Source organism: Williamsia muralis, from assembly GCF_002735905.1.
GTDB lineage: Bacteria > Actinomycetota > Actinomycetes > Mycobacteriales > Mycobacteriaceae > Williamsia > Williamsia muralis_A.
The window spans coordinates 1234951-1261144 of the sequence record NZ_PEBD01000004.1 but is presented as its reverse complement, the minus strand read 5'-3'; the positions used below and the strand labels follow the sequence as shown (position 1 = coordinate 1261144).

At 64.9% G+C, this 26194-nt stretch carries 20 protein-coding genes and 1 riboswitch; of the genes, 12 read left to right on the top strand and 8 right to left on the bottom strand.

Annotation, left to right across the window (positions count from 1 at the left end; translation table 11 throughout):
• Window positions 1-93: 93 nt before the first annotated feature.
• Window positions 94-1602 (top strand): APC family permease, encoded by a 1509-nt coding sequence (locus tag CSW57_RS06575; protein ID WP_099381903.1) that lies wholly within the window; start codon window positions 94-96, stop codon window positions 1600-1602.
• Window positions 1603-1680: 78 nt separating this feature from the next.
• Window positions 1681-2547 (top strand): universal stress protein, encoded by an 867-nt coding sequence (locus CSW57_RS06570; protein ID WP_099381902.1) that lies wholly within the window; start codon window positions 1681-1683, stop codon window positions 2545-2547.
• Window positions 2548-2566: 19 nt separating this feature from the next.
• Here CSW57_RS06570 and CSW57_RS06565 read toward each other — a convergent pair whose 3' ends face one another.
• Both CSW57_RS06565 and CSW57_RS06560 read right to left on the bottom strand, forming a co-directional pair.
• The gene (locus CSW57_RS06565) at window positions 2567-4024 is read right to left on the bottom strand and encodes an NAD(P)/FAD-dependent oxidoreductase (RefSeq protein ID WP_099381901.1); all 1458 of its coding nucleotides are present in this window, start codon (window positions 4022-4024) and stop codon (window positions 2567-2569) included.
• On the bottom strand, window positions 3991-5481 hold the full coding sequence (locus CSW57_RS06560; protein ID WP_099381900.1) for an aminobutyraldehyde dehydrogenase: 1491 nt from the start codon (window positions 5479-5481) through the stop codon (window positions 3991-3993). The genes CSW57_RS06565 and CSW57_RS06560 overlap by 34 nt, the downstream gene beginning before the upstream one ends.
• Window positions 5482-5670: 189 nt before the next feature.
• Between CSW57_RS06560 and CSW57_RS06555 the strand changes: the two genes are divergently transcribed.
• The 7 genes from CSW57_RS06555 to CSW57_RS06525 all read left to right on the top strand — a co-directional run bounded on the left by CSW57_RS06555 (window position 5671) and on the right by CSW57_RS06525 (window position 15467).
• Entirely contained in the window at window positions 5671-6135 is a 465-nt protein-coding gene (locus tag CSW57_RS06555) for an Lrp/AsnC family transcriptional regulator (RefSeq protein ID WP_023962114.1), read from the top strand.
• Window positions 6132-7505 (top strand): aspartate aminotransferase family protein, encoded by a 1374-nt coding sequence (locus tag CSW57_RS06550; RefSeq protein WP_062800066.1) that lies wholly within the window; start codon window positions 6132-6134, stop codon window positions 7503-7505. The genes CSW57_RS06555 and CSW57_RS06550 overlap by 4 nt, the downstream gene beginning before the upstream one ends.
• Window positions 7506-7633: 128 nt before the next feature.
• Window positions 7634-8641 carry a TauD/TfdA dioxygenase family protein gene (locus CSW57_RS06545; RefSeq protein WP_099381899.1) on the top strand — a complete coding sequence of 336 codons (1008 nt, stop codon included), beginning with the start codon at window positions 7634-7636 and terminating at the stop codon, window positions 8639-8641.
• A gap of 118 nt (window positions 8642-8759) precedes the next feature.
• Window positions 8760-10730 (top strand): hypothetical protein, encoded by a 1971-nt coding sequence (locus CSW57_RS06540; RefSeq protein WP_223249067.1) that lies wholly within the window; start codon window positions 8760-8762, stop codon window positions 10728-10730.
• Between the two features lie 3 nt (window positions 10731-10733).
• Window positions 10734-12227 (top strand): hypothetical protein, encoded by a 1494-nt coding sequence (locus tag CSW57_RS06535; RefSeq protein WP_099381898.1) that lies wholly within the window; start codon window positions 10734-10736, stop codon window positions 12225-12227.
• Window positions 12224-13789 (top strand): glycosyltransferase, encoded by a 1566-nt coding sequence (locus CSW57_RS06530; protein WP_099381897.1) that lies wholly within the window; start codon window positions 12224-12226, stop codon window positions 13787-13789. The genes CSW57_RS06535 and CSW57_RS06530 overlap by 4 nt, the downstream gene beginning before the upstream one ends.
• Window positions 13782-15467, top strand: coding sequence for an ArnT family glycosyltransferase (locus CSW57_RS06525; RefSeq protein ID WP_099381896.1), 1686 nt, complete (start codon window positions 13782-13784; stop codon window positions 15465-15467). The genes CSW57_RS06530 and CSW57_RS06525 overlap by 8 nt, the downstream gene beginning before the upstream one ends.
• On the opposite strand, the gene CSW57_RS06520 is transcribed toward CSW57_RS06525, so the two are convergent.
• The gene (locus tag CSW57_RS06520) at window positions 15464-16615 is read right to left on the bottom strand and encodes a beta-mannosidase (RefSeq protein ID WP_099381895.1); all 1152 of its coding nucleotides are present in this window, start codon (window positions 16613-16615) and stop codon (window positions 15464-15466) included. The genes CSW57_RS06525 and CSW57_RS06520 overlap by 4 nt on opposite strands.
• Window positions 16616-16742: 127 nt before the next feature.
• On the opposite strand from CSW57_RS06520, the gene CSW57_RS06515 reads away from it, so the two are divergent.
• Window positions 16743-18077, top strand: coding sequence for a D-alanyl-D-alanine carboxypeptidase family protein (locus tag CSW57_RS06515; RefSeq protein WP_099382115.1), 1335 nt, complete (start codon window positions 16743-16745; stop codon window positions 18075-18077).
• Between the two features lie 61 nt (window positions 18078-18138).
• Entirely contained in the window at window positions 18139-19206 is a 1068-nt protein-coding gene (locus tag CSW57_RS06510; RefSeq protein ID WP_099381894.1) for an NAD-dependent epimerase/dehydratase family protein, read from the top strand.
• 23 nt (window positions 19207-19229) lie between these two features.
• Here CSW57_RS06510 and CSW57_RS06505 read toward each other — a convergent pair whose 3' ends face one another.
• The 5 genes from CSW57_RS06505 to CSW57_RS06485 all read right to left on the bottom strand — a co-directional run bounded on the left by CSW57_RS06505 (window position 19230) and on the right by CSW57_RS06485 (window position 24415).
• Window positions 19230-20039, bottom strand: coding sequence for an SDR family NAD(P)-dependent oxidoreductase (locus CSW57_RS06505; protein ID WP_099381893.1), 810 nt, complete (start codon window positions 20037-20039; stop codon window positions 19230-19232).
• Window positions 20040-20097: 58 nt separating this feature from the next.
• Window positions 20098-21141, bottom strand: coding sequence for an inner membrane protein YhjD (gene yhjD, locus CSW57_RS06500; protein WP_099381892.1), 1044 nt, complete (start codon window positions 21139-21141; stop codon window positions 20098-20100).
• Window positions 21142-21194: 53 nt separating this feature from the next.
• Window positions 21195-22244, bottom strand: coding sequence for a tryptophan--tRNA ligase (trpS, locus tag CSW57_RS06495; protein ID WP_099381891.1), 1050 nt, complete (start codon window positions 22242-22244; stop codon window positions 21195-21197).
• Between the two features lie 33 nt (window positions 22245-22277).
• The gene (locus CSW57_RS06490; protein ID WP_099381890.1) at window positions 22278-23084 is read right to left on the bottom strand and encodes an exodeoxyribonuclease III; all 807 of its coding nucleotides are present in this window, start codon (window positions 23082-23084) and stop codon (window positions 22278-22280) included.
• A gap of 62 nt (window positions 23085-23146) precedes the next feature.
• Window positions 23147-24415, bottom strand: a complete 1269-nt coding sequence (locus CSW57_RS06485) for an MFS transporter (protein ID WP_099381889.1) — start codon at window positions 24413-24415, stop codon at window positions 23147-23149.
• Between the two features lie 288 nt (window positions 24416-24703).
• Window positions 24704-24817, top strand: a riboswitch (SAM riboswitch).
• A gap of 56 nt (window positions 24818-24873) precedes the next feature.
• Here CSW57_RS06485 and CSW57_RS06480 point away from each other — a divergent pair.
• Complete coding sequence (locus CSW57_RS06480) at window positions 24874-26190, top strand: bifunctional o-acetylhomoserine/o-acetylserine sulfhydrylase (RefSeq protein WP_099381888.1); 1317 nt, start codon at window positions 24874-24876, stop codon at window positions 26188-26190.
• Window positions 26191-26194 lie beyond the last annotated feature (4 nt).

Here is a 26194-nt window from a genome sequence, read left to right as displayed (position 1 = left end):
CTGATCTGGAAACAATTTCGTTGTTGTGGCGCGGTTTGACTGTCGAAACCGTACGGTAAGCATGTTCGATCCCCTCACCGTCCGGAGATACCCATGGCCATTTCGGAAGCACCCGGTACCGCCGTCTCAGACAAGGGTCTGCGCGCCGGCTCACTGGGATTGGTGGGCAACGTCGTCATCGGCCTGTCAGCCGTGGCACCCGCCTACAGCCTTGCCGCCACTCTCGGTTTTGTCGTCGCAGCAGTGCACGAAAAGGCTCCGGCCATGTTCGTGCTCGCCTTCATCCCCATGCTGCTGATCGCGTTCGCCTATCGCGAGCTCGGCCAGGACACTCCCGACTGCGGCACCACGTTCACGTGGGGCACCAAGGCATTCGGGCCCTTCGTCGGCTGGATCGGCGGCTGGGGTCTGGCGGTGTCGGCGATCATCGTGCTCGCCAACGTGGCCGAGGTCGCCGGCGTCTACCTGCTGCGGTTCCTCCACCTCGATTCCTGGGCCGAGAACATCTGGATCAAGGTGCTGCTGGGCAGCGCCCTGATCGTGATGATGACCTGGGTCAGCATCCGCGGCATCGTCATCAGCGAGCGGATGCAGAACGTCCTGATCGCCGTCCAGTTCGGTGTCCTCATCACCGCCAGCGTGATCGCCCTCGTCAAGGTCGGGCTCGACAAGGCCGGCCCACAGGCGATCAACCCCGAGCTCAGCTGGCTGTGGCCGAGTGGCCTCAGTTCGTCCGCGATCGCCGAAGCCGTCATCCTCTGCATCTTCATCTACTGGGGCTGGGACGCCTGCCTGGCCGTCGGAGAGGAGACCAAGGACTCCGCGAAAACACCGGGCCGCGCTGCCGTCCTCACCACGGTCATCCTGGTCTGCACCTACGTCCTGGTTGCCTACGCCATCCAGTCGTTTGCCGGATTCGGCGACACCGGCATCGGCCTGAACAACGAAGAGAACGCCGACGACGTGCTGACCATCCTCGGCGATCCGGTTGCCGGGGCCGTGCTCTCGGCACTGCTGCTGCTCACCGTGTCGATATCAGCGCTGTCGTCCACACAATCCACCATCCTGCCGACCGCCCGCGGAACGCTCTCCATGGCCGTCTACGGGGCGATCCCCAAACGTTTCGCAACCATCCATCCCCGTTACATGACACCGGCATTCGGCACAGCCGTCATGGGCGGGGCGGCGCTCGCGTTCTACCTCGTGTTGTCACTCGTCAGCGCCAACACCCTCGGCGACTCGGTGGCATCTCTGGGCCTGGCTGTCGCCTTCTACTACGGGATCACCGCGTATGCCTGCGTCTGGTACTTCCGCAAGACACTGTTCACATCTGTCCGAAACCTGTTCTTCCGCGGCATCTTCCCGCTTCTGGGCGCCCTTGCGATGACGTGGGCCTTCATCAAGAGCGCGATCGACATGTACTCGATCGACTACGGGTACACCTCTGTCGGCGGCGTCGGCGGCGTGTTCGTCATGGGTGTGGGCATGTTGGTGCTCGGTATCCCACTGATGTTGCTGTGCTTCGCCTTCGGGCCGAAGGACTTCTGGAAGGGCAAGACGCTCAATGCCCGCACCGAAGTCAAAGTCCCTGATGTGTACTGAGGTCGGGCAGCCGTCCGCACCCGCAGTGCCCGCTCGAACCCTGACCACAACGCCTGCAACGAAAGCCGGTTCACACTCATGAGATTGACAGTGGGTTACCTCTACACCGACACCGGTGATGACGGGGTGAACCTCGCCATCGCCATCGCCCGTGCCACCGGGGCCGCGATCGACCTCGTCTGCGTGGTGCGTGCAACCGAGCCGGATGGTTCACCGGGTCGGACGAGCTACCAAGAGGCGCTGGTTCGGAAAGCACAGCAGTGGCTCGACGAGGTGGTCGAGGACATCCCAGACGGCATCGATGTGAAGACGCACACCCCGGTCGCCGAATCGTTCCCCCAGTGTCTCATCGAGTTCGCTCTCGAGACCAAGGCAGCGATGATCGTGGTGGGCGGCACGAGCGACGGAATCCTGGGCAAACACACCCTCGGAACCATCTCGTCGGCTCTGACCCACGCCTCACCGGTCCCGATCGCTCTGGCGCCCCGCGGATACAGCCGCGTCGACATCCCCACCATCGACACGTTGACTGTGGCCGTGCCGACTACGGAGTCAAAAGACAATCCGCTCCCGTTTGCCCTCGGCCTCGCACGGGAAGGCGGATTGAATCTTCGTCTCCTGTCGCTGGTCTCTCACGACGGATACGCCGGTACCGACGACGGTTCATCCGAGGTTCGCGCCCGCCACGTCGCCGCGGCGCAGGCCAACCTCAGGCTCGCCGAAGAAAGTTGTGGCGGGGCCGTCGGCATCGAATCGCTTGTCGCCGACGGCGACACGGTCGAGGAAGCGCTCGACGAATTGCGCTGGGGGCCCGGAGATGTCGTGGTGATCGGGTCAGGACGGCTTGCTCCCCCACGTCGGGCTTTCCTGGGTTCCATGTCGGCCCGCATCCTGAGGAACACCGATGCGCCGATCATCGTCGTACCAAAGGATTTCACGCCCTGACCAGCCCGATCTTGGTGGGTCAGGAGTCGAAGCCGAGGCCCAGCGCGTCCATGGTCTTGAGCCACAGGCCCCGTCGGCCCTGATTGCGGTCGGCACGCCCGAACTCATGGCGGGTGACGGTGATCCCGAACCACCGCAACGGCTCCGGCGGGAAGGGCAGCGGCTTTTTCTGCACCATCTTCAGCCGGGTTCGTTCGGTGTCCTTGCCGTCGACCAGGTCGAGCGCCGTACGCGCCCCGAAGTGTGAGGCCCCGACACCGAGCCCGGTGAAACCGAGTACGGACACCGCCTTGCCGCCCATGCTCACGTCCCAGAAGTTGCTGAACCGCGAGCAGGTGTCGATCACGCCTCCCCAGGCGTGGCTGGCCTTGATCCCTTCCAGCTGCGGGAACACCTGCAATAAATGTTCGGCCAACAGGGCGAATTCCGCCGGGCGCTGGGCATGCCGGGGATCGGTGTCCGAACCGTAGTGGTAGATCGCATCCCAGCCGCCGAACAGGATGCGGTTGTCGGCGGTGAGCCGGAAGTAGTGGAAACGGTTGCCCGAGTCGGCAAGTCCCTGGCGACCCGTCCAGCCGATGGCCGCGAGCTGTGGATCGGTGAGCGGCTCGGTCATGATTGCGTAGTCCCAGACCGGAACCATCAGATAACCGAGCTTGCGGCGCAGGGGTTTTGATGCAGCCGTCGCCAGTATCACCTTCGCTGCATCGACCGTGCCGTAGCCCGTCTGCAGGTGCACACGGTCACCCACGGAACGGAGATCGGTGACCTCGCTGTGTTCGTACACGCGGACGCCAAGGCGTTCGGCTGCCGCGGCCAGACCCCAGGCGAGGCGCGCGGGATCGACCAAGATCACGTCGGGGTCGTAGACCGCCCCGTGAGCCATCGGGCTCGAGATGTGGCGGGCGAGCTCGTCGCCATCGAGGAATCGCAACGGCTGGTCGAGGCTTTGACCTTGACGCGCAACGTCTTTCAGACCGTCTACTTGCCACTGGAAATTGGCGATGTCGAGCTCACCGTTGCGCTCTGCGTCGGCGTCGATGCCCAGGCGCCGCATCGCAGCTTCGATCTCATCGAGTGTCTCCACACCCATCCGGAGCAGCTCGGGCAACTCATCGGCGTAGCGGTCCAGTCCGTTCACCAGGCCATGGGTCAGACTGGCCGAACAGAACCCGCCGTTGCGTCCAGACGCTCCTTCGGCGATCCACGCGCCCTCGAGCAGGATGACCGACCGCGCAGGATCTGCCTCGGCCGCCTGTACCGCTGCCCACAGTCCGGTGAACCCACCGCCGACGATCGCCAGGTCCGCAGCCGTCGATCCGCTCAGCCGTCCCCGTGCAACGGGACGTTCGGGCCGGTCGAGCCAGAAGGGCGCCGGCGCCGCCTCGGCTACCACGGCCGTTCCCCGGGCGGTGGGCGAGGATGCCCAGGCCGCGGACTTCTCTACTGCGGCAGGCTGAAGATTGTTCGGTGCCATGGTTTTTGCGCTACTCCTGTGATGTCGCTCATCACGTGTTTGATGGTGAGGTATTCGTCCAGCGAGTAGGTGGACATGTCCTTGCCGAATCCGGACGCACCGACTCCGCCGTGCGGCATCTCGCTGATGATCGGGATGTGGTCGTTGATCCACACGCATCCGGCGCGAATCTCGCGGGAAGCACGCTGAGCGCGGTACAGATCGCGGGTCCATGCAGATGCGGCCAACCCGTACACGGTGTCGTTGGCGCGGCGCAGTGCATCGTCATCGTCGTCGAAGGCACTTACAGTCAGTACGGGGCCGAAGACCTCGTCTCGGTACACCTCGGCATCCTCGGGTACGTCGGCGAGCAGGGTCGGCAGATAGAAGGCGCCCGGGCCCGCTGGAACGGTGCCGCCGGTGACCACCCGGATGCCACCGTCGCGGGCGCGATCCACCATCGCCGACACCTTGTCGCGATGGGCAGCCGAGATGAGTGGGCCCATGTCGGTCGCCGGATCGGTGGGATCACCCACCCTCACGGCGGACATCAACTCGGCCACACCGGCCACGAAGTCGTCGTACAGGGGTCGAGCCACGATGGCTCGCGTGGCGGCGGTGCAGTCCTGGCCGGAGTTGATCAATGCCCCGGCGACCGCGCCGTGGACGGCTGCCTCGAGGTCGGCATCATCGAACACCACCAGCGGGGCCTTGCCCCCCAGTTCCAACTGCACGCGGGTGCCGTGAACTGATGCCTGAGCCATCACCTGACGGCCGACCCCCGTCGATCCGGTGAAGGTGACCACGTCGACGCCGGCATGGCCGGCGATGGCGGCGCCCACCTCAGCGCCGGTGCCGGTCAACACGTTGAACACCCCGTCTGGCACTCCGGCCTCCGTGGCCAGGCGGGCCAACGTCAACGTGGTCAGCGGCGTGAGTTCGGCGGGCTTGAGAACCACGGTGCATCCGGCGGCCAATGCAGGCATGACCTTCCAGACCGCCATCTGCAACGGATAGTTCCACGGCGTGATCGACCCGACCACACCGACTGGTTCGCGCCGGATGGATGAGGTGTGCTCACCGGAGTACTCCGCCGTCGCCTTCCCTTCCAGATTGCGGGCCAGACCCGCAAAGAAGGTGGTGTTGTCGACGCATCCGGGCACGTCGAACTCGGTGGCGAGCCGGATGGGCTTTCCGGTGTGACTCACCTCTTCGGCCGCGAGGGCGTCGGCCGCCGCCGACATCGCGGATGCGAGCTCGGCCAGCACCGCACCACGATGCGCCGGTGTCGCGGACGCCCAGTCCCGCAGCGCATCTCGTGCGACGTCCACCGCGGTGTCCACGTCCCGCGCCGAGGCGAGGGACGTGGAGGCGACAGATATACCGGTGGCCGGATCGATGACGTCGTGCGTGGGCCCTGCGCCGACGAGCTCGGCACCACCCACCCAACCGGCGGCAAACGACGATGTCTTGATCATGGAGGTCCTCGCACATGCGTGGTCGATTGGTCAGCGGTGCCTGCCACCTTACTGGCCGATTGCGAAATCCGCGACCGTATTGCCTTTTGAACGACCAATTCACCCGTAGTTGTTGCAGTTCGCTACGAAATCCGTAACCATGGCAATGCGAAGATCGAACCAGGATGCGCATCGAGAAGAATCGGGACCATGACCGATCAGCAACCGATAGCCCTAGACGACATCTCCAAGCAGATCATCGAGGAGCTGCAGGCCGATGGCCGACGTTCCTATGCCTCGGTGGGCAAGGCGGTGGGACTGTCGGAGGCTGCGGTGCGCAACCGGGTTCAGCGACTCAGCGATGCCGGGGTGTTGCAGATCGTGGCGGTCACCGATCCCATGCAGGTGGGGTTCGCCCGCCAGGCGATGATCGGGATCCGTTGCACCGGAGACACTGCCGAGTTGGCTGACGCATTGGCAACCATCGAGGAGATCGATTACGTCGTGCTCACGGCCGGCTCCTTCGACATCGTCATCGAAGTGGTGTGCGAGGACGACGAGCATCTGCTGGACGTGCTGAACAAGAAGGTCCGATCGCAGCCTGGTGTGACTGGGACCGAAACCCTGGTCTACCTGAAATTGGTTAAACAACAATACAATTGGGGTACGCGATGACCGCTCTGGACACCGAGACAACAAGCCTGGGCACCCGCTCGGCACGCCACCTGTGGGGACATTTCTCCCGGCACGGCGACCAGACCATCCCTCCCGTGATCACCCGCGGCGAAGGGGCGCGGATCTTCGATGATCGCGGGCAAAGCTACCTCGACGGCCTCTCGGGCCTGTTCGTGGTGCAGGCCGGGCACGGACGTGACGAGCTGGCCGACGCCGCCGCCAGACAGGCAAAGGAACTGGCTTTCTTCCCCTTGTGGTCGTACGCGACGCCACCAGCGATCGAACTCGCCGAGCGCCTCGCCGGATACGCCCCCGGCGACCTGAACCGGGTGTTCTTCACCACCGGCGGCGGCGAGGCCGTCGAGAGTGCGTGGAAGCTTGCCAAACAGTACTTCAAGCTCAAGGGCAAACCCGGAAAGCACAAGGTGATCTCGCGGGCGATCGCCTACCACGGCACACCACAGGGAGCTCTCGCGATCACCGGCATCCCGGCACTCAAAGAAGCCTTCGAGCCTTTGACGCCCGGTGCGTTCCGCGTGCCCAACACCAACATCTACCGCGCGACCGAGCACGGCGACGACCCGAAGGCGTTCGGCAGGTGGGCGGCCGACCGGATCGCCGAAGCCATCGAGTTCGAGGGCCCCGACACCGTTGCGGCGGTCTTCCTGGAGCCGGTACAGAACGCCGGCGGCTGTTTTCCGCCCCCACCCGGCTATTTCCAGCGGGTCCGCGAAATCTGCGACGAGTACGACGTTCTGCTGGTGTCGGACGAGGTGATCTGTGCCTTCGGCCGGATCGGTTCCATGTTCGCCTGCAGCGACTTCGACTACATCCCCGACATGATCACGTGCGCCAAGGGGATGACGTCGGGCTACTCCCCGATCGGCGCGATGATCGCCTCGGATCGGTTGTTCGAACCCTTCAACGACAACTCGACCTCATTCGCTCACGGATACACCTTTGGCGGACATCCTGTTTCGGCCGCCGTTGCGTTGGCGAACCTCGACATCTTCGAACGCGAAGGCCTCAACGACAGGGTGAGGGACCTCGCGCCGGCGTTCCGGTCGACGCTGGAACGGCTGAACGATCTGCCCATCGTCGGGGATGTGCGTGGCGAGGGCTACTTCTACGGGATCGAATTGGTCAAGGACAAGACGACCAAGGAGACCTTCACCCCCGATGAGTCCGAACGCGTCCTGCGCGGCTTCCTTTCCACCGCACTGTTCGACGCCGGCCTCTACTGCCGGGCCGACGATCGTGGCGACCCGGTTGTCCAACTCGCGCCACCGCTGATCTGCGGACAGGCCGAGTTCGACGAGATCGAGCAGATCCTGCGTTCGGTTCTGACCGAGGCGTACAGCAAGATCTGACCTGCGCCGAGGCCTGGTCCGGTGACCCCTCCCGGACCAGGCTTCGGCGGTGGTCGCCGAGCCCCTACTTTCACTCAGCCTGAGCCGAACCCTGTTCCGCGGCGGCACCCTCGGACAGACTCGACGACATGACTGCCATCGTCGAATCGCGTTCCACCACCGCCAGTTCCATCGCGGTCCCGCGCACCGCTCTGTCGGTGACCAAACTCGGCGAGCACCTCGGCGCACGGGTTGACGGCGTGCGTTTGTCGGCAGACCTCGATGCTGCCACCGTCGAGGCCATCCGCTCGGTGATCGCCACCCACAAGGCCGTGATCTTCACCGGCCAGCACCACCTCGACGACGACGCGCAGTACGCATTCGCATCCGTCCTGGGCAGCCCCACCAAAGCGCACCCCACGGTGCTGTCCCGCGGTGAGGACCTCCTGCCGCTCGAAGGGGCCGCGAACTCCTGGCATACCGATGTGACATTCGTCGACCGAATCCCGAAGATCTCGATCCTGCGTTCCATCCAGCGACCGGGCTACGGCGGCGCGACGATGTGGGCATCGACCGTCGCCGCCTACGCTGCACTCCCCGTCCCGTTGCGCGCGCTCGCCGACCGGTTGCGGGCTGTGCACTCGAACGACTACGACTACGCCGAACACCTCACGGTCGGCGACAGTTCCGATCCCGAGTATCGAGCAGAGTTCGGGAAGACCATCTACCGAACCGAGCACCCCGTGGTTCGCGTTCATCCCGAGACCGGTGAGCGCGCACTCACTCTCGGGCACTTCGTCCAGTCATTCACCGGGTTCAGAACCTCGGAAACAGCAGACCTACTCAGACTCTTTCAGGCCAGAATCGAACGGCCCGACAATACATTCCGGTGGAATTGGAATGAAGGCGATGTTGCCATCTGGGACAATCGGTCCACCCAGCATTACGGCGTCGCAGACTTCGGTGATCAATACCGTCGGGTCAACCGGGTCACCCTGGCCGGGGACATCCCGGTGGGAGTGCACCGCGATCGGTCGACGATCATCTCAGGTGACGCCTCGAACTACTCCGTTGTCGAAACGCCCAGCCCGCTGATCGGCTGGGAACCGGCCAGCAACGCGAGTATTCGCGGGTACGCAGATCTCCCGGTGAATTAATCCTGGGCGCGCCGAAAGGCGACAGTCTTCGCACGTCACCTGGACATTTTCGGGCACGGTAAAAGAAAAACCGCGTTCGTCCGGGGCCGGATAGTGATTACTGCTTAGTATTGCCGTGATGACAACGGCACACTCTCGATTACTTCGCCTGTTCGCCGCGATCACCACGGCGATATTTGCAGCGGCCCCAGCCATTATTGCCGCGCCACACGCCGGCGCCGCGCCAGGCGACGGCGGCATTGTCTCGGCCGCCCCCACCCTGAGCCTCGATTCACTGGGCGCAGGAGAAAACCTCGCCTTTCCCGGCCAACAGGGTTCGACAACAGTGACAATTCCTGTGCCCGAAGGGCTGACGCCGACCGACATTCGAGCCACGGTTCAGCTGCCGCCGAATGCGCAGGGCGCCACCCTGACCGTCGTCCAAGACGGCGAGACATTGTCATCCATCGACGTGCCGTCAGCCGACCGGACGCCGGTCACAATCGGGTTGCGCGGCGCCGAGGTCATCGACAACGCGGTCATCGTCACCATTCGCAGTTTTGTTGTGCCACCGCCGGGTTTCTGTGTATTCGATGAGACCGATCAGCTCACGCTTCTCACGCCGTCTGTGGTCTTCTCCGGAACCGAGATTGCGCCCACCGTCGTCGCGGACTTCCTGCCGCCGATCCTCCAGCGACTGACCATCGCGACCCCGGCAACACCGACTCAAGCAGAATCCAATGCGGCCGTCGCGCTGGCATCTGCTGTGGTCGGCTATTACGGCGAGCAACCCGTCGACATTGTGATGCAGACCCTTCCGGAAGGCCAGTCCGCGCTCACCACCCCATCCACGGCGCTCGAGAGACAGGTTGCCGTCATCGAACGCCCCGACAGCGCGGTGACCCTCCTCGGGACATTGGGAGTGCCGGCGCTGTTGCTCAGTGGTCCGGCCACAGATTTGACCAACCAGACGCGGCTGTTGACCAGCGACATGTCGCGGCTGGCGGTGAGTTCGAAGGCAGTGGCCGGGCCGTTGCGCGCGAGCCCGCAACTGCCACCGGATTCGACCACGCTGCGTGACCTGGGTGAGCCGGGTGCCAGCGCCACCGCCCTCACCGATCCCAAGGTCTCGATCGGCCTCGATCAGACACGCCTCGGCCGGCCCACCGGCGACATCAAGGTCAACCTCAAGGGGTCGTACACGCCGCTCCCGCCGAACTATGGCGGCCAGGTGGTGGTCTCGGTCGGTGACGAGGTCGTCACCCGATGGGCCACCGAGCCGAGCGGGACCATCGACAAGATGATCACCATCCCCGACCGGCTACTCCAGCGTTTCACCGACCTCAACGTTGCCGTGGACGCCGCCGGTGACACCGGGGCATGCGGCGAGGCCAGTCCCATCACGCTCGACGTCAGCGGCGACAGCCCGGTTCAGAGCAGTCCGGCCACACCGCCGGTGCCGCCTGGATTCCAGTCGGTGCCGCAGGCGTTGATGCCCGAACTCCAAATCGGTCTGACAGTCGGGTCTTTCGCCGACACCGCCCGCGCCGTGTCCATCATCGAGGGTGTTCAGCGCCTCAGCGCGGTACCGCTGGGAACAAGTGTGGTGCCGCTCGAAACCGCGACAGCCTCGAAGCTCCCGGCCATCCTGATCGCCGCCGACAATTGGGACGATCCCACCATCGACCTGCCGGTGAGCAAATCCGGTAACAACCCCATCGATCTCGCCGGCGTCGACGGAAACGGCGACGAGACGACACTGACACTCGACCCGGCGGTGAACTTCGGCTCGTTGCAGACCGTCGTCGACGGTGGGCGGACGGTCCTGGTGGCCACCTCGACCGGCGCCCCTGGCCAACTCGACGCGTTGCTGGGATGGCTGGGCGCCGATCGGGATCGATGGGTCCGACTCAACGGCAATGCCCTTGTGGCGGTTCCCGACCGCGACCCCGTGGCGCTGACCGTCGACATCGGCGCTACGTCGGTCACCTCCGACTCCGAAGACAACCGCTCACTCATCCGGTGGATCGGGGCGGGTGTTCTCGTGGCGATCGCGATAGTTGTCGCCCTCATCGTGATCCGCAGTCGCCGGCGCGAACCGGGAAGCTGATCCGTGGCGGCGTCGTCCGGATCGATCTTCTCGCGGTGGCACCCCGCATCGCGAATCGCGCTGCGATGGGCCATCATCCTCGCAGCGACATTCATCGCCTTCTACTCGACGTGGCGCAACATCTCCGAAGAGGCGTACTCGGGTAGTTTGATCGGCTACGTCTTCTCGGTGCCGTGGCTGGCGTTGCTGGCGGCGCAGGGCGTGGCCCGGCGCCGTACCGGCGAGTTGCCGATCCACGACAGGCAGACGGACGTCATCGTCGGGTTCATGGGCCTGATACTGGCATTGCTCATCAAAGGCGTTCTGCTGCGCAGATACTCGGACGACTTCAGCCTTCTGCATCTCGATCTGCTCGCGATGTGGATCTTCCTCATCAGCGCCAGCATCATGATGTTCGGTCTGCGGCCGGTCACCCGATTCGCGTGGGTCTGGCTCCTCCTGCTCATGATGTTCCCACTGCCCTATCGGATCATGGTGATCACCCTGGGTGGCGGCCGTCAGATCGCCGGGCTGGTCGCGCTAGGGCTCGCTGCGTTCGCGACCGCCATCGCCGTCGGACGCACCTGGCAGCGCGCGGTGACCGGCGCAGCGTTGACGTTTGCGGTCGGTGGCGCAATCCTGCTGGTACTCATCGAGTTCTACCCCAATGCGCCGGTGATGGTGTACCAGCAGACCCCCACCCTGACCGCGACGGTGGTGGTCAGCCTCGGTCTCTACTTCTACTCGCGCCGGGGAGAGAAGAAACGTCCGCTCGAACGGTCGATCAACCCGTTGACAGCCGCCGAGGTGTGGCGATCGGTGCCGGTTGTCGCGGTCATCGCGATCCTTCTGGCATTGATCACGCTTCCCGTTCCCAGCCTTCCGCCGGTACGCCAGGTGGACGGCCTACCGTTTCGCACACCGCTCATCTCCCCTCCGCAATGGCAGACGACAAGCACCGTCGAATACCGGTGGGTCAAGCGGTTCTTCGGCACCAACTCGGTCCTGATCCGGCAACGAATGCTCGCGGAAGAGGGAAACTTCGAGTGGGACAAGCTGTCCCGCCCGCGGGAGGTGGTGGTCGACAGCGTCACCAGCCGTCGACCGATCTCGTTCACCATCTACCCCGACAACGTCCTCTACGACATGTCACAGACCCGCTCCAGCGCAGGACGTGACGTCAACCTCGGTAACGGAATCACCGGGCGGATGTACGCGGTGGTCGACGACAAGCTGCTCGTCACCTGGACCAAACTCACGTGGACCTGGGAAAACGGCGGCGCCGCACAGCGGGTGACCGTGCTGACCGTCGACAATCACGAGGCGAACGCACCGTTTCCCGAGCCGGCCAACGCACTGGTCAGCAACCTCAACACGGTCTTCACCGTGCTGCTCCGCGGCAATTCCGTGGTGACCAACACCGACCCCGTGTTCAAGGACGAGGGGCTGCTCACGGAGTTCGGTAGAGACCTGGTCGAGGCGCAGCTCGCGCCGCTCAAGAAACAGGTGCCTGCATGACGGGGCCACCGGAGCACCCCACGCGGCCCTCGGTTCCCGGTGAACTGAGCGAGGAGTTCAAGGCCGCGGCGTTGCACGATGCCATCGAGGGGCTCCGTGAGGCCGATCCGCTCAGATCGGCGTCGATCGCAGTTCTGGGATGGCAGAAGAACTTCCTGATCGGGCTCGTCGTGGTGGTTGTCGGGTTCGCGATCTGGCAACCCATTCCCACAGCAACTGCCCTGATCGGTGTCTGCACCCTCGGTTACGTCTGGTCGATGATCGACAGGCTGCTGCTGTTCCGGCGCGGGCTGGCATCGGGCCCGATCAACATCAGCGACGAACGGGCCCGGGCAATCCCCGACGCCGACCTCCCGCTGTACACCATCCTGGTACCCGCCTACAACGAACCAGAGGTGGTTGCCGATCTCATCGGCGCGATGGCCGCGCTCGAGTACCCGTCGGACAAGCTGCAGGTCCTGTTGCTGCTCGAGGCCGATGACGACGTCACGATCTCGGCAGCCGAGGGGTGTCAGGACGTCGAGATGATCACCATCGTGCTGGTCCCGGCGGCCGACCCCCGAACCAAACCGAAAGCCTGCAATTACGGACTGCACCTGGCAACCGGTGAGATCGTCACCATCTATGACGCCGAGGACCTGCCCGATCCCCTTCAGCTCCGACGTGTGGTGGCAGCCTTTGCCTCAGAAGATGATTCGGTGGCGTGCGTCCAGGCCAAACTCGCGTTCCACAACGGCAGGCAGAACATGCTCACCGGGTGGTTCACCGCCGAGTACGGACTGTGGTTCGGATACCTGTTGCCGGGCCTGATGCGCAGCAAAGCCCCGATCCCGTTAGGCGGCACGTCCAATCATCTCCGACGCTCGGTACTCCGGGAGATCGGTGCGTGGGATCCGTTCAACGTCACCGAAGATGCCGACCTCGGTGTCCGCATAGCCGAGACCGGCTACCGCACCGCCGTCATCGACTCGGTCACCCTGGAAGAGGCCAACAGCGATCCCATCAACTGGGTCCGCCAGCGATCACGGTGGTACAAGGGCTATCTGCAGACCTGGCTGGTACATGTCCGACGACCGGTGGGCCTGTGGCGGGCGATCGGTACCGTGAGTTTCATCCGGTTCACCTTGCTGTTGGCCGGTACACCCGTCATCGCCTGCCTCAATCTCGTCTTCTGGTTGATCACCGTCTCGTGGTTTCTCGGCCAGCCCGCGGTCATCGGCGAAGTCTTCCCCTGGTACATCTATTTCCCCGCGCTGGTGTCGCTGATCTTCGGCAACGGCGCCACCATCTACATGAACCTGATCGCGCTGCGCGAAGACGATCGTCCCGATCTGCTGTTGCCTGCCCTGACCGTGCCGCTCTACTGGGTGATGATGAGTGTGGCCTCGGCAAAAGGGTGCTACCAGCTGATCCGCAATCCCTCGTACTGGGAGAAGACCTTCCATGGGTTGTCCGCGAAGCCGGACAGCGACTCCGGTGTCGGACAACCAGATGCGGCGGCAGCCGCATCGAAGAACGGACCGAGCCAGGTTCCCCTCGACGCGGCGGGCGGCAATGTCTGATCGCGGACTCGGCCGGACCATCTACTTCGTGAGTCTCGCCGTCTACGTGGTGGTCGGCTACGTACTGTGCGTGCGTGAAGGATTCATCATCGGCGACTCGCTCTCCCGGGTGTCTTCGGCACAGACCGTTCTGTTCAGTCGCGATCCGCACGTCGCGGCCATCGGTTTCGTCTTCACGCCTCTGACCTCGCTGATCCAGTTGCCCGCAGTGGCATTCAGCCCACTGTGGGCACCGTTGACCGAACGAGCCTTTTCCGGGGTACTCATGTCGGCGGCCTTCATGTCCGGTGCCGCAGTACAGATCTTCGCAACTGCCGCGGACCGCGGACTGCCGCGGTCGTTCGCCTTGATCGTCACCGCACTGTTCGCGTTCAACCCGATGATCGTCTTCTACGGGTCGAACGGTATGAGCGAGGCGCCATTTGTGTTCTTCGTGTGCTGGGCGGTGCGCCGGTTGATCGCCTGGACCACAGACGACGACGTACACCACCTCGCGGCTGCCGGCATCTCGCTGGGTCTGGGTTACCTCACCCGTTATGACGCCGTCGCCGCCATCGCCTGTGCCTCGCTGCTCGTCGCAGCGACCACGGCCATCCGCGCCTCGCCGCGGCTGCGATGGCGACGGGCCCTGCTGGACGGCGGATTGGTCGCGGCACCGGGCTTTTTCGCCTTCATCGGCTGGGCTGCGAGCAGCTGGCTCATCACGGGTCAGGCATTTGCACAGTTCAGTTCCCAGTACGGCAACTCGGCGATTCTCCAGCAGTCCGACGGCGGTGGAACAGATTTCGTGCCCGGCGTCGAGTTCGCGTTGGTGTCCACCGTGCTCTTGGCACCGACGCTGATCCCGCTGGCCCTCGCTGCCGGAGTCGCCGGATGGCGGCGTGGCGACTGGGCTCCGCTGCTGGTGCCGATAGTGCTGTTCGGTAGCGTTCTGGGCTTCCAGGGGTACAGCTACGCCACTGGATCGACCTTTGGCTTCCTGCGGTTCTACATCGTCGCGATCCCGTTGGCCGTCACGCTCGCCATCCTGCTCGTCCCTGCGCGCGCGTGCACGATCACAAAACGACGGGGCAAATACGCACCACCACCACCGGAGGCCCGTCGTTCGCCCGCTCGTCACCGGGTGGGTACCGCCCGCACCTGGCCTGGACTTGCAGTGGCCGTCATCTTGGTCGCGATCACCGTGCCCGCCTCGGCGTACGGCATGAGCAAACCCAAATATGCCCCGCAGGAGTATGCGCTGGGTGCGGTACTCGACCCGGACCCGGACAACGTCACCGAACGCAAGGCCACCGAACACCGCATTGCGTCAACGTTTTCCACCGAGCGAGAGCTGGCGAAGTATCTCGACAGCCTCGACCTGCCCGAGGGCTCGGTGCTGACCGACACCGTCTACGGATTCGCTGTTGTCGCCGCATCTCGAAAGCCCAAGACCTTCGTGGTCCCCTCTGATCTGGATTTCACCGCCTACCTGAACGACCCCAGCAGAAATCAGGTCCGATACCTGTTGTCGGTGCCCAACACCGGTCGCGGCGAGTCCGACGCGGTGAACCTGCGGTATCCGACGTTGTACGAAACCGGCGCCGACATCGCGACTCTGGAGCTCGAAGTACCCAATGACGGTGAGGATCAGCCCGATTGGCGGGTCTACCGGGTGGAGGAAGCTCCGACGCTCTAGGGACTCATCGCCCGGATCACGGCAAAGATGGGATCACCGGGGCCGATGTCGAGCGTGCACTCGCCGAGCCGGGGGTCGGGCACAAACGCCCAGAACAGCGCACCGGCGGTGCCCGCTGCCCGTTGGGCGGTGATCTTGCGCGTCAAGTCGTCCGCGCGGCCCTGCAACGGCCCACACGACCCCGCCATCTGGCCCATCTCGGCAACCACCAGCGGTTTGCCGACCAGACCGGCCTGTTGGATCCGTCGCTGCAGTCCGTCGGTCGCCGTACCCGGCAGCGGCTCACCCCGCGGCCCGTAGTCGTGATAGTCGAGTACGTCGATCCCCGGCGATGCAGCGACATATTGGTATTCGTCGCCGCGCGAACCACACTGACCGCCGCCGGCGAGCCCGGCCCAGATCGGGGTGTCCGGGTCGAGTGCACGCAGCCGGGCACCGGCGACATCGAAGAACTTCCGGAGCACCTCTGCCGAACGAGGCGGACAGAGCCGGTTCTGCCACGAACACCGACTGTCATTGCAATTGCTCGGCTCGGCCTCCCCGACCAGTTCCCACCCGGCGAGCGCGCGAGAATTTCCCCACCGAGCCACCGCTGTGTCCAGCCAGGACGCATATGCCATCGGCGAATCGTCGGTCGCAGGATCGTCCCAGCGGTCAGCGAACCACGAGTGATCCTTGAACTCGAAGTCCTCACAGGCACCCTCACCCGCCGAGAGCACCGCGACGAGCATCTGATCGTGGTCGGCCGCCTCCTTGAAGATCTGGTCCAAGCGCGCGAAGTCGATCTCACCGGTGTCCTTGTCCGTGGCGAACGACGAGAACAGATTGAACCGGGTGACCGCGTTCGGGGGCAAGGAGGCGAAATACTTGTTCAGGTCGACCTGCGCGCCGCAACCTTCGTTGAGTTGCCAGTCGGTTCCCAGTTGATAGGCCGCGAAACCGACGGGCCACCACGGTTTTCCGTCGAGGGTCAATCCCCTGGCGGACGTGGCGACACGGGGGGAGTCCGTCGTCGGATCGTCACGGTCTGACGATCCACAGCCGGCGGTACCGACGACCACGGCCAAAACGGAGGTCAGTACCGCGAGCACGAACCTGCCGGGCAGCCGACGTCGCGTCCCGGGGACGTTGATCTCGACGCGGCTCATCAGCGAATCCTAGCCAGATAAACGACATTTCGGCGAACATTGACGCTGGCAAACCCCGGTGCGGCACACACCGTCCACCTGCAGGCAGGTGGGGCGCAAGGGTCTGGTGCCCGGTACGCTGCAGGCGATGATACGACCGATGGTGCGTGCCGCAGTGATGGCGATGGTGGTGCTGCTGGCACCCGGCTCCATCGGCCTGGGAGCGGTGACGGCGGCGCCGATCCAGGGCACACCGACCGCAGGTGCGCCGGCACCCGAGACCATCACCGACAGCTGCCCATACAAGACGCTGCCGATTCCTCCTGTCGACGAATCCGAGGTGGTTCCGCCGGGCTCATCCTCACCCACACCACTGCCCGTGCCCAGCCCACCGGTCGGTGGTGAAGCACTCGGCGGATGCGGCGTGGTCGCAGCCCCAGGTGCGGCTCCCCCACCCGCCGGACTCACCGCCGCGGGTTGGCTGATCGCCGATCTGACCGCAGGCAAGGTTCTGGCGGCCAAAGACCCTCACGGTCGGTACCGGCCCGCCAGCACCATCAAGGTCCTGCTGATCCTGGTGGTTCTCGACGAGTTGGATCTCGACGACACGGTCACCGGGACGCAGGAGGACGACGAGGTGGAGGGCGATGCCGCCGGTGTCGGGCCGGGTGGCGTCTACACGGTGCGCGAACTCCTGGCAGGTCTGATGATGGTGTCCGGCAACGACTGCGCCAACGCCCTGGCCCGCGCTCTCGGCGGCCCGGAAAAGACAGTCGACAGGATGAACGAGAAAGCGCGCGAGCTGGGCGCCCTGGACACACGCGCGGCGTCGGCGTCCGGTCTGGACGGTCCGGGGATGAGCAGCTCCCCGTACGACGAGGCGCTCATCTTCGCCGAGGCCCTGAAGAACGACGACTTCGTGGCGATCTCGCAGCAGACGCAGATGAGGTTTCCCGGCTATCCAGGCATGCCGACGCCCACCCCCACCGACCAGAGCGTCGACAGCGCGGTCGCCGCGACCACCACACAGTCGACTCCTGCCGGGGATCCCGGGATCGACCTCTACAACATGAACCAGCTGCTGTACGACTATCCCGGCACCCTCGCAGGCAAGACGGGCTACACCGACGATGCCCGAAAGACTTTTGTGGGCGCGGCGGAGCAGGACGGACGCACCATTCTTGTGGTCCAGATGTACGGCCTCAACGACTCCTACGGCTCGTTCTGGCGACAGGCCGAGGCAATGCTCGACTATGGATTCGCCCAGTCACCGGATCTGTTCGTCGGCTCGCTCACCGACGACCCCGCATCGCCGAGTTCGGTGGAGTACTCCGGTGGCACCGACGAAGACGTGGCCGGTTCCCCATCCGTGCAGGATTCGGGCCGGTCGTCATGGACGGCCCGGATCACCATCGGGCTTGCCGGAGCACTCGTTGTCATCGGGTTGATCTACGCCGGGTTACGGGTGAACAGACGGCGCTGACACTCGGCCCGGTTGCCCGGTAACCCGGTTGCGATCAGAACGCGCGGGGTAATGCTGCGGCATGCGTATCGCCATCACCGGAGCCAGCGGCAACCTGGGCACGGCACTCCTGTCCGAGCTTGCCGGGTCCGGACATGACCTGATCGGGATCGCACGACGGATTCCCCAGTCGGTGCCGCCGTACGACAGTGCCCGATGGCTCGCGATAGACGTCGGCGGCCGGCATGCGGTCCGACAATTGACGGCGGCATTCGAAGGTGTCGATGCAGTCGTCCATCTGGCATGGCAATTCCAGCCGTCGCATCGCGTCGGGCAATTGCGTGCGACCGGGGTCCAAGGCACCGGCAATGTGCTCGCCGCCTCGGCGGCCGCCGGCATCGGCCACCTGGTGCACATGTCGTCGGGCGCGGTGTACAGCAGCGTCGACGATCACCGCGCTGTTGATGAATCGTGGTCGCGATCAGGCGTCAAAGAGTCGGTCTACAGCATCGGCAAGGTCGACGCGGAGCGGTCGATCGACGAGTGGGAGCAGACACATCCGAACACCCCGCCGGTCGCCAGACTTCGTCCCGGCTTCATCGGCCAGGGAGGAATCGGCGCCGAACTCCTCCGTTACGCCCTCCCCGGCTACTTCCCCGCTGGTCTGCTGAAAGCACTCCCCATAGTTCCCTTGGACCGCTCATTGACCATCCCCGCGGTTCATGCGCGCGACGTTGCCGTCGCGATCGGCACCATCATCGATCGACGCGCTCACGGCGCCTTCAACCTCGCCGCCGATCCGCCGGTGACCGCGGCCGACATCGCCGCCGCCCTGGGCGCGCGCTTGGTGCACGTCCCGAAGCCGGTGGTCGCCGGCGCGGTTGCCCTGTCGTGGCGGCTGCACGTGCAACCGGTTGACCGCGGCTGGATCGAGTTGGCCTACCAAGTACCCCTTCTCGATTGCACCCGCGCACGCCAGGAACTCGACTGGGCTCCCAGGTTCAGCGGAACAGAGACCATCGAACAATCAGTGGATGCCGTGCTCGAATCCGAGGACGGGGCGAGCCCCCCGCTGCGACGCCGCAACCTCATCGGCGAAGTGGGCAAGGTACTCAGCGGCCGTGGCGTGGCAACCCGCGACAAGGCCTGAGCGACAAGCTCATTCGGCCCGCGTCAGCGTCCCGACCCCGGCCGGGCCAAGAACTTGTGCGCTGCCGCTTTCGCCACGTCCGGCGTCACAGCGTCGACCGCCGCCATCGCCTTCGACATGATGGAGCTCGCCACCACTTTGCGCTTCCCGCTCATCATCGCCTCATAACCTTGGCGCGCGACCTCACCGGCGTCGTCCTTCTTACCCTGCCCCATCTTCGTGTCGTCCATCTGCGCCCGATGGAAGAAGTTGGTGGCCGTGGGACCCGGCATCAGTGATGTGATGGTGACCGCGCTGTCATTCAACTCACCTTGCAGCGCTTCGACAAACGACTGCACAAAGGACTTCGACGCGTTGTACACCGCCTGGTACGGCCCCGGCATCGTGGAAGCGATCGACGAGGTGACGAGGACCTTGCCCTCATTGCGTCGCACCATGTCTTCGAGGACGAGTTTGGTCAAATGCACCGTTGATTTCACATTGAGGTCGATGACCGACATGGTGTCGGGCAACGGGGTGTCGAGAAAGGCGCCGCCCCGCCCGACACCTGCGTTGAGTGCCGCTGCGGCCAAGGGGCGTCCGTCTGCCGCGACAGCTGCGTAGACCTGCGCCACGCCGTCCTCGGTCCGCAGATCGGCGGTGACCGACCGAACATGAGCACCGGTCTCACCGAGACGCTCGGCGGCGGCGTCGATCTTCTCGCTGTCGGCAGCGACGATGAGGTCGTAACCATCTGCGGCGAAGAGTGCGGCGAGCTCGTAACCGATTCCGCTCGAGGCGCCGGTCACGAGAGCAAGTGGTTTCCCGGTTGGTGTGCTGGGCGAATTCGTCATGACGTGTGCGTACCCGATACCGGACGGTGTCAACCGGCGCGGCGAACCATGGACACCGTCAGCGTTTGCGTCCCCGTAATGCCGAGATGCCCAGCGCAGCGACCACTCCTGCCCCGATGGCGGCCGCGGTGCCCCGCGGGGACAAGCCATCGCGGACGTCGACCCGCGGACTGATGACCACCGGATCGGGGACCCGCGTCGCTTCGAACTTGCGATTGATCGGATCGGTGGCAGCCCACGCCGTGGCGAACAAGATGATCCGTGTGGTGATGAAGGCAAAGACCATGATTCCGAGGATCGGCCCGAAGGTCGCCCCCGCCGGACCCGTCAGGACTGATTTCAGGTAGAACGAGGCAACGAGCTTGAAGATCTCGAAGACCACGGCAGTCAGCAGGCCGGCCTTGGCCGCGTTCCGGAGCGGCAGTGCCACCCGGGGCAACTTCGCGATGACCCAGGTGAACAGCAACCACGACGCAAGGATCGACAACACGTACGACACGGCCCGGATGCCCACCGACACCCCGGGCAGGTCGTCGGCATTCAACCACTCGAGGATCTTCAGGGTGAGTCCGCTGCTGGACAACGCCGAAAGGGAAAACGTCAGGACGATCGCGAGGAACAGTCCCGCCAGCGCACCGAGGTCGGCCAGCTTGGTCTTCACCACCCCTGCCGACTCCGGCTCGGGACCCCACTGGACGGTCAGTGCGTTGCGCAGATTGGCCATCCACCCCAGCCCTGCGTACAGCGCGACCACCAACCCGACGACACCGATGGTGGTACGTGACTCGATCGCCTGGTCCATCAGATCGGTCAGCTGCTGACTCATGCTGCCGTCCACGGACTCGGCGATCTCGTCCTTCGCCTTGTCCAGGAGGTCGGGGTTGCCCGCGAACACGAAGCCCGCGGTGGCGAATCCGATCATCAGCAGCGGAAACAGGGCGAACACACTGAAATAGGTTGCGCCCGCAGCGAAGAAGTCACCCTTGCTGTCCTGGTAACGCGTGCCCGCAGCCACCAGGTGATCAAGCCACGGTCGCTGCGCGCGCTGCCTGTCCAGGAAGGACGGCTTCTCGGACGCTTTGTCTGTCTCTGGAGTGGACATCGAATCCCCGTTCGGTTCGTCCGTCGAGCCCTTCGCGTCTGGCGGGCGTCGGGTCAGTCGGGTGCCACGGGAGCGGCGAATCCGACTTTGTCATACACCTTCTGGACGGTGCGGGACGCGACGTCACGGGCACGATCGGCTCCGGCGGCCAACACCCGGTCGATCTCGGCGCGGTCGGCCATCAGTTCGTCGAATCGCGCGCGCAGCGGAATCACGAACTCGCTCAACGCCTCTGCCGTGTCCACCTTGAGCTGGCCATAACCCTGGTCGGCGTACCCGGCGACGAGATCGTCGACGGACTTGCCGGTCAGCGCCGACTGGATGGTCAGCAGGTTGCTCACCCCTGGTTTGTTCTCCCGGTCGAAGACGATGTCGCGACCGTTGTCCGTCACCGCAGAGCGCAGCTTCTTGGCCGAGCGTTTGGGATCGTCGAGGAGGTTGATCAGACCCGAATCGGATTCGGCGGATTTGCTCATCTTGGCCGTCGGATTCTGCAGGTCGTAGATCTTGGCCGTCTCGGCCACGATGTAGGACTCCGGCACCACAAACGTCTTGCCGAAGCGGGAGTTGAACCGTTGCGCCAGGTTTCGCGTCAGTTCGAGGTGCTGGCGCTGATCCTCGCCGACGGGGACCTGGTCCACCCCGAACGTGAGGATGTCGGCGGCCATCAAGATCGGGTAGGTGAACAGACCGACGCTCGCGTGGTCCACACCCTGCTTCGCCGACTTGTCCTTGAACTGAGTCATCCGGCTTGCTTCGCCGAATCCGGTGATGCACGACAGCACCCAGGTCACCTGTGCGATCTGCGGCACGTGGGACTGCAGATAAATGGTCGCGCGATCCGGATCGACGCCCAGCGCGAGCAGTTGGGCAACACTGCGGCGCGACCGGTCGCGGAGCGCCTTGGGGTCGTGCGCTGCAGTGATGGCGTGCATGTCCGGGATGAAGTAGAAGGCGTCCTCGAACTCGTCCTGGAGGGCGACCCACTGCTGAACAGCACCCAGGTAGTTGCCCAGATGGAACGAATCGCTGGTCGGCTGGATACCCGACAGCACGCGTCTGCGCCGCTCTGATGTCCCGGTCTCGGTAGTCGCTTCAGTCACCTGCGTGATTCTTCCATTCTGCGGCGGGAGGATTCACGAGTACTCCACCGTGACGGGGGCGTGGTCGGACCAGCGGAGGTCATAGGCGTCGGCCCGGTGCACGTACGACTTGGTGGCCCGTTGTCCCAGTCGCTTGTTCGCGAGCTGGTAGTCGATCCGCCAGCCGGCGTCGTTGTCGAAGGCCTTGCCGCGCCAGCTCCACCACGAGTACGGGCCGGGCACCTCACCCGCCAGTTCGCGGGCGACGTCGACCCAGCCGGCCTCGAGCAGTCCCGCGACCCACTGCCGCTCCTCGGGCAGGAAGCCAGGGTTCTTGACGTTTCCCTTCGCGTTCTTCAGGTCGAGCTCGGTGGGTGCGATGTTCCAGTCACCACCGATGACCACGTCGCGGCGTTTGCGCGACAATGCCGCGAGATGGGCAGCGAACTCATCGAGGAACCGGAACTTCTCCTCGCGCTTCGGGCCGTCCGCAGCGCCCTTGGGCAGGTACAGGCTGGCCACGGTCAGATCACCGAAGTCGGCCTCGACGTACCGGCCGGTACCGTCGAACTCGTTGCTGCCGAACCCCTTACGAACACGGCCCGGAGCCGAGCGCGACAGGATCGCCACACCTGAGTGACCCTTGACCGTCGACTCGTTCAGCGTGAGATGCCACCCGTCGGCGAGGGCGGGGGCGAGTGCTTCGACCACCTGCTCTTCGGTGGCCCGGGTTTCCTGCAGCAGCACGTGGTGGGTGTCGGTGTCGCGCAGCCACGGCAGGAGCCCCAGGTTGCGCTCGGAGCGATGTTTCACCGCTGCCCGGATGCCATTTGCGTTGATCGTGGTCACGATTGTCGTCACGTCCGACGACCCTACGTGCGGATCACGACATCACCGGCAGCGGTCCACGAACTCCGCGCGGGTCAACGTGCGTCGACCGCGACCAGCTCGTCCGACTGCGGAAGAACCGGAGCCTTGGTCCGGACCCGCCGGGCATACGCGAGGGCCAACGCCAGGACGAGCAGACCTGCCACTGCCAACCCGGCGCCGAGCAGAGACGGCGCGCGGTACCCGTACCCGGCCGCGATCACCAGACCGCCGAGCCAGGCCCCCCCGGCGTTGGCGATGTTGAGTGCCGAGTGGTTCAGCGCAGCGGCGAGCGTTTGCGCGTCCTCGGCGACATCCATCAGACGGATCTGCAACGCCGGCGTCAGCGCGGTCCCGCTGACACCGATCAGGAACGTGAGCACCAGGGCGGCCCACGGGTTGCTGGCGAGCAAAGCAAACAGGATGAGTACCACCGTGATCGCCACCAGCCCGATGAAGATGGCCCGGACCACACCGCGATCGGCAAGTGCACCGCCGGCGATGTTGCCGGTGACCATGCCGAGGCCGAACAGCATCAGCGCGATGGGGATGAACGATTCGGACACTCCGGAAACGCTGGTCAGCGTGGTGCTGATGTAGGTGTAGAACGCGAACATCCCGCCGAATCCGACGATCCCGATGAACAGCGTGAACCACACCTGAGGCCGGGTGAGGGCGCCCAGTTCGGTGATGGGGTTGGTGATCTTCATGCCGGACAACGTCGGCAGGAACACCGACAGGGCACCGATGGTCAGCAGCCCGATCACCACGACCACGACAAATGCGGCGCGCCATCCCAGGGTGCTGCCGAGCCAGGTGGCGGCAGGGACACCGATCACGTTGGCGACGCTGAGGCCCAGCATCACCTGCCCCACCGCCTTGGCCCGTGCGTCCGGGCCGGCGAGGTGTGCTGCGACCAGAGCCGCGACCCCGAAGTAGGCGCCGTGGGGAAGGCCTGCGACAAAGCGGGCCACCATGAGCATGCCGTAACTCTGCGCGAGCACGGTGGCGGCGTTGCCGATGGTGAAGGCCACCATCAGGGCGATCAGGAGTGTGCGCCGGGACATCCGGGCGGTCAGCGCAGCGATCAGCGGTGCGCCCACCACGACACCGAGAGCGTAGGCAGAGATGACGTGTCCGGCGGTGGGTTCGGTGGTCCCGAGGGAGTCCGCGATCGACGGGAGCAGTCCCATCGCCACAAACTCGGTGGTGCCGATCCCGAAGGCACCGAGGGCAAGAGCCAGGACTGCGTTGCGACGACTTCCCCGCCAGCCCCGCCATCCCTGCGGGTTCGCACTGGAAACAGGGGTACTGACGGCAGACATGGTTCATCCTCTCGAGGGCGCTTGGGGTGAGGCGGCGACGCTGCCGGGCAACCAAGATTTCAACTGCGTGGCCACCGCGATGATTCCCTGCGATGAGGTGAACTCGCCCACAGCCGGGAGATGGAGCTCAGTCCTTGCTGAGCCCGGCCTTGACGCCCCTTCACGACGTTGTCGACTCTCGCCGAACCGCCACCGGCACGCGGGAAAAAGTGCTGTTACGCAAGGTCAGAATCAGTCTGCGCAGGATGCTTTTTTGGCCGGGTGACGCGTGTTATATCCTTATCGCCAGGTCATGAGTATCAGCGACAAGCCCCGGCTCGCTGATCGGCAACCCTCCAACCGCGGTGGGGTGCTCCGGGTGATGACCAGGCCAGCGGTTTTTCGCCGCGGCAAGCGCGGGTCCGAAGGTCGGACCCAACAGTTGGATGCACCACCGACCATGAAGGAAGAAGTTCGCCATGTCTGACACTGACGTCAATCCCGCCGACAACTGGAGCTTCGAGACCAAGCAGGTCCATGTTGGTCAGAGCCCCGATTCGCAGACCTCGGCCCGGGCATTGCCGATCTACCAAACCACCTCGTACACCTTCCGTGACACCGAGCACGCAGCGAACCTCTTCGGACTCGTCGAACCCGGCAACATCTACACCCGCATCATGAACCCGACGCAGGATGCCGTCGAGCAGCGCATCGCGGCACTCGAGGGTGGCGTCGCCGCTCTCCTGGTCGCGTCCGGTCAGGCCGCCGAGACCTACGCCATCCTCAACATCGTCGAGAACGGCGGGCACGTCGTGTCGAGCCCGCGGCTCTACGGCGGTACCTACAATCTCTTCCACTACACACTGCCCAAGCTGGGCATCGAGGTGGGCTTCGTCGAGGACCCCGAGGATCTCGACAGCTGGCGTGCGGCGATCAAACCGAACACCCGCGCATTCTTCGGTGAGACCATCTCCAACCCCAACAACGAGATCCTTGATCTACCGGGAATCAGCTCGGTCGCGCACGAGGCGGGCCTGCCCCTCATCGTCGACAACACCGTCGCCACCCCGTACCTGATCAACCCCCTCGCCCACGGCGCCGACATCGTCGTCCACTCGGCAACCAAGTACCTCGGCGGCCACGGCACAGCAATCGGCGGAGTGATCGTCGACGGCGGAACCTTCGACTGGCGTCAACAGCGAGACGGCAAAGACCTGTTCCCGGGCTTCACCACCCCGGACCCCAGCTACCACGGTGCCGTCTTCGCAGACCTCGGCGCACCGGCCTACGCGCTCAAGGCCCGGGTCCAGTGGCTGCGCGACACCGGCGCTGCGATCTCGCCGTTCAACGCCTTCCTCATCGCGCAGGGTCTGGAGACCCTGAGCCTGCGGATCGAGCGGCACGTGTCCAACGCTCAGGCCGTCGCCAAGTATCTCTCCGAGCACGCTCAGGTCGAGTCGGTCGCGTACGCCGGCCTCGAATCGTCGCGCTGGTACAAGCGGGGTCAGGAACTCGCCCCGCGCGGTCAGGGCGCCATCATCGGCTTCGAGATCGCCGGTGGCGTCGATGCCGGCAAGCGGTTCGTCGAGGGACTCACCCTGCACAGCCACGTCGCCAACATCGGCGACGTGCGCTCGCTGGTGATCCACCCGGCCTCCACCACCCACTCCCAGCTGCTGCCGGAAGAGCAGCTCGCCGCGGGTGTCGCCCCCGGGCTGGTCCGGTTGGCAGTAGGCATCGAGAACATCGCCGACATCATTGCCGACCTCGACGCAGGCTTCGCCGCAGCCAAGTGACGAC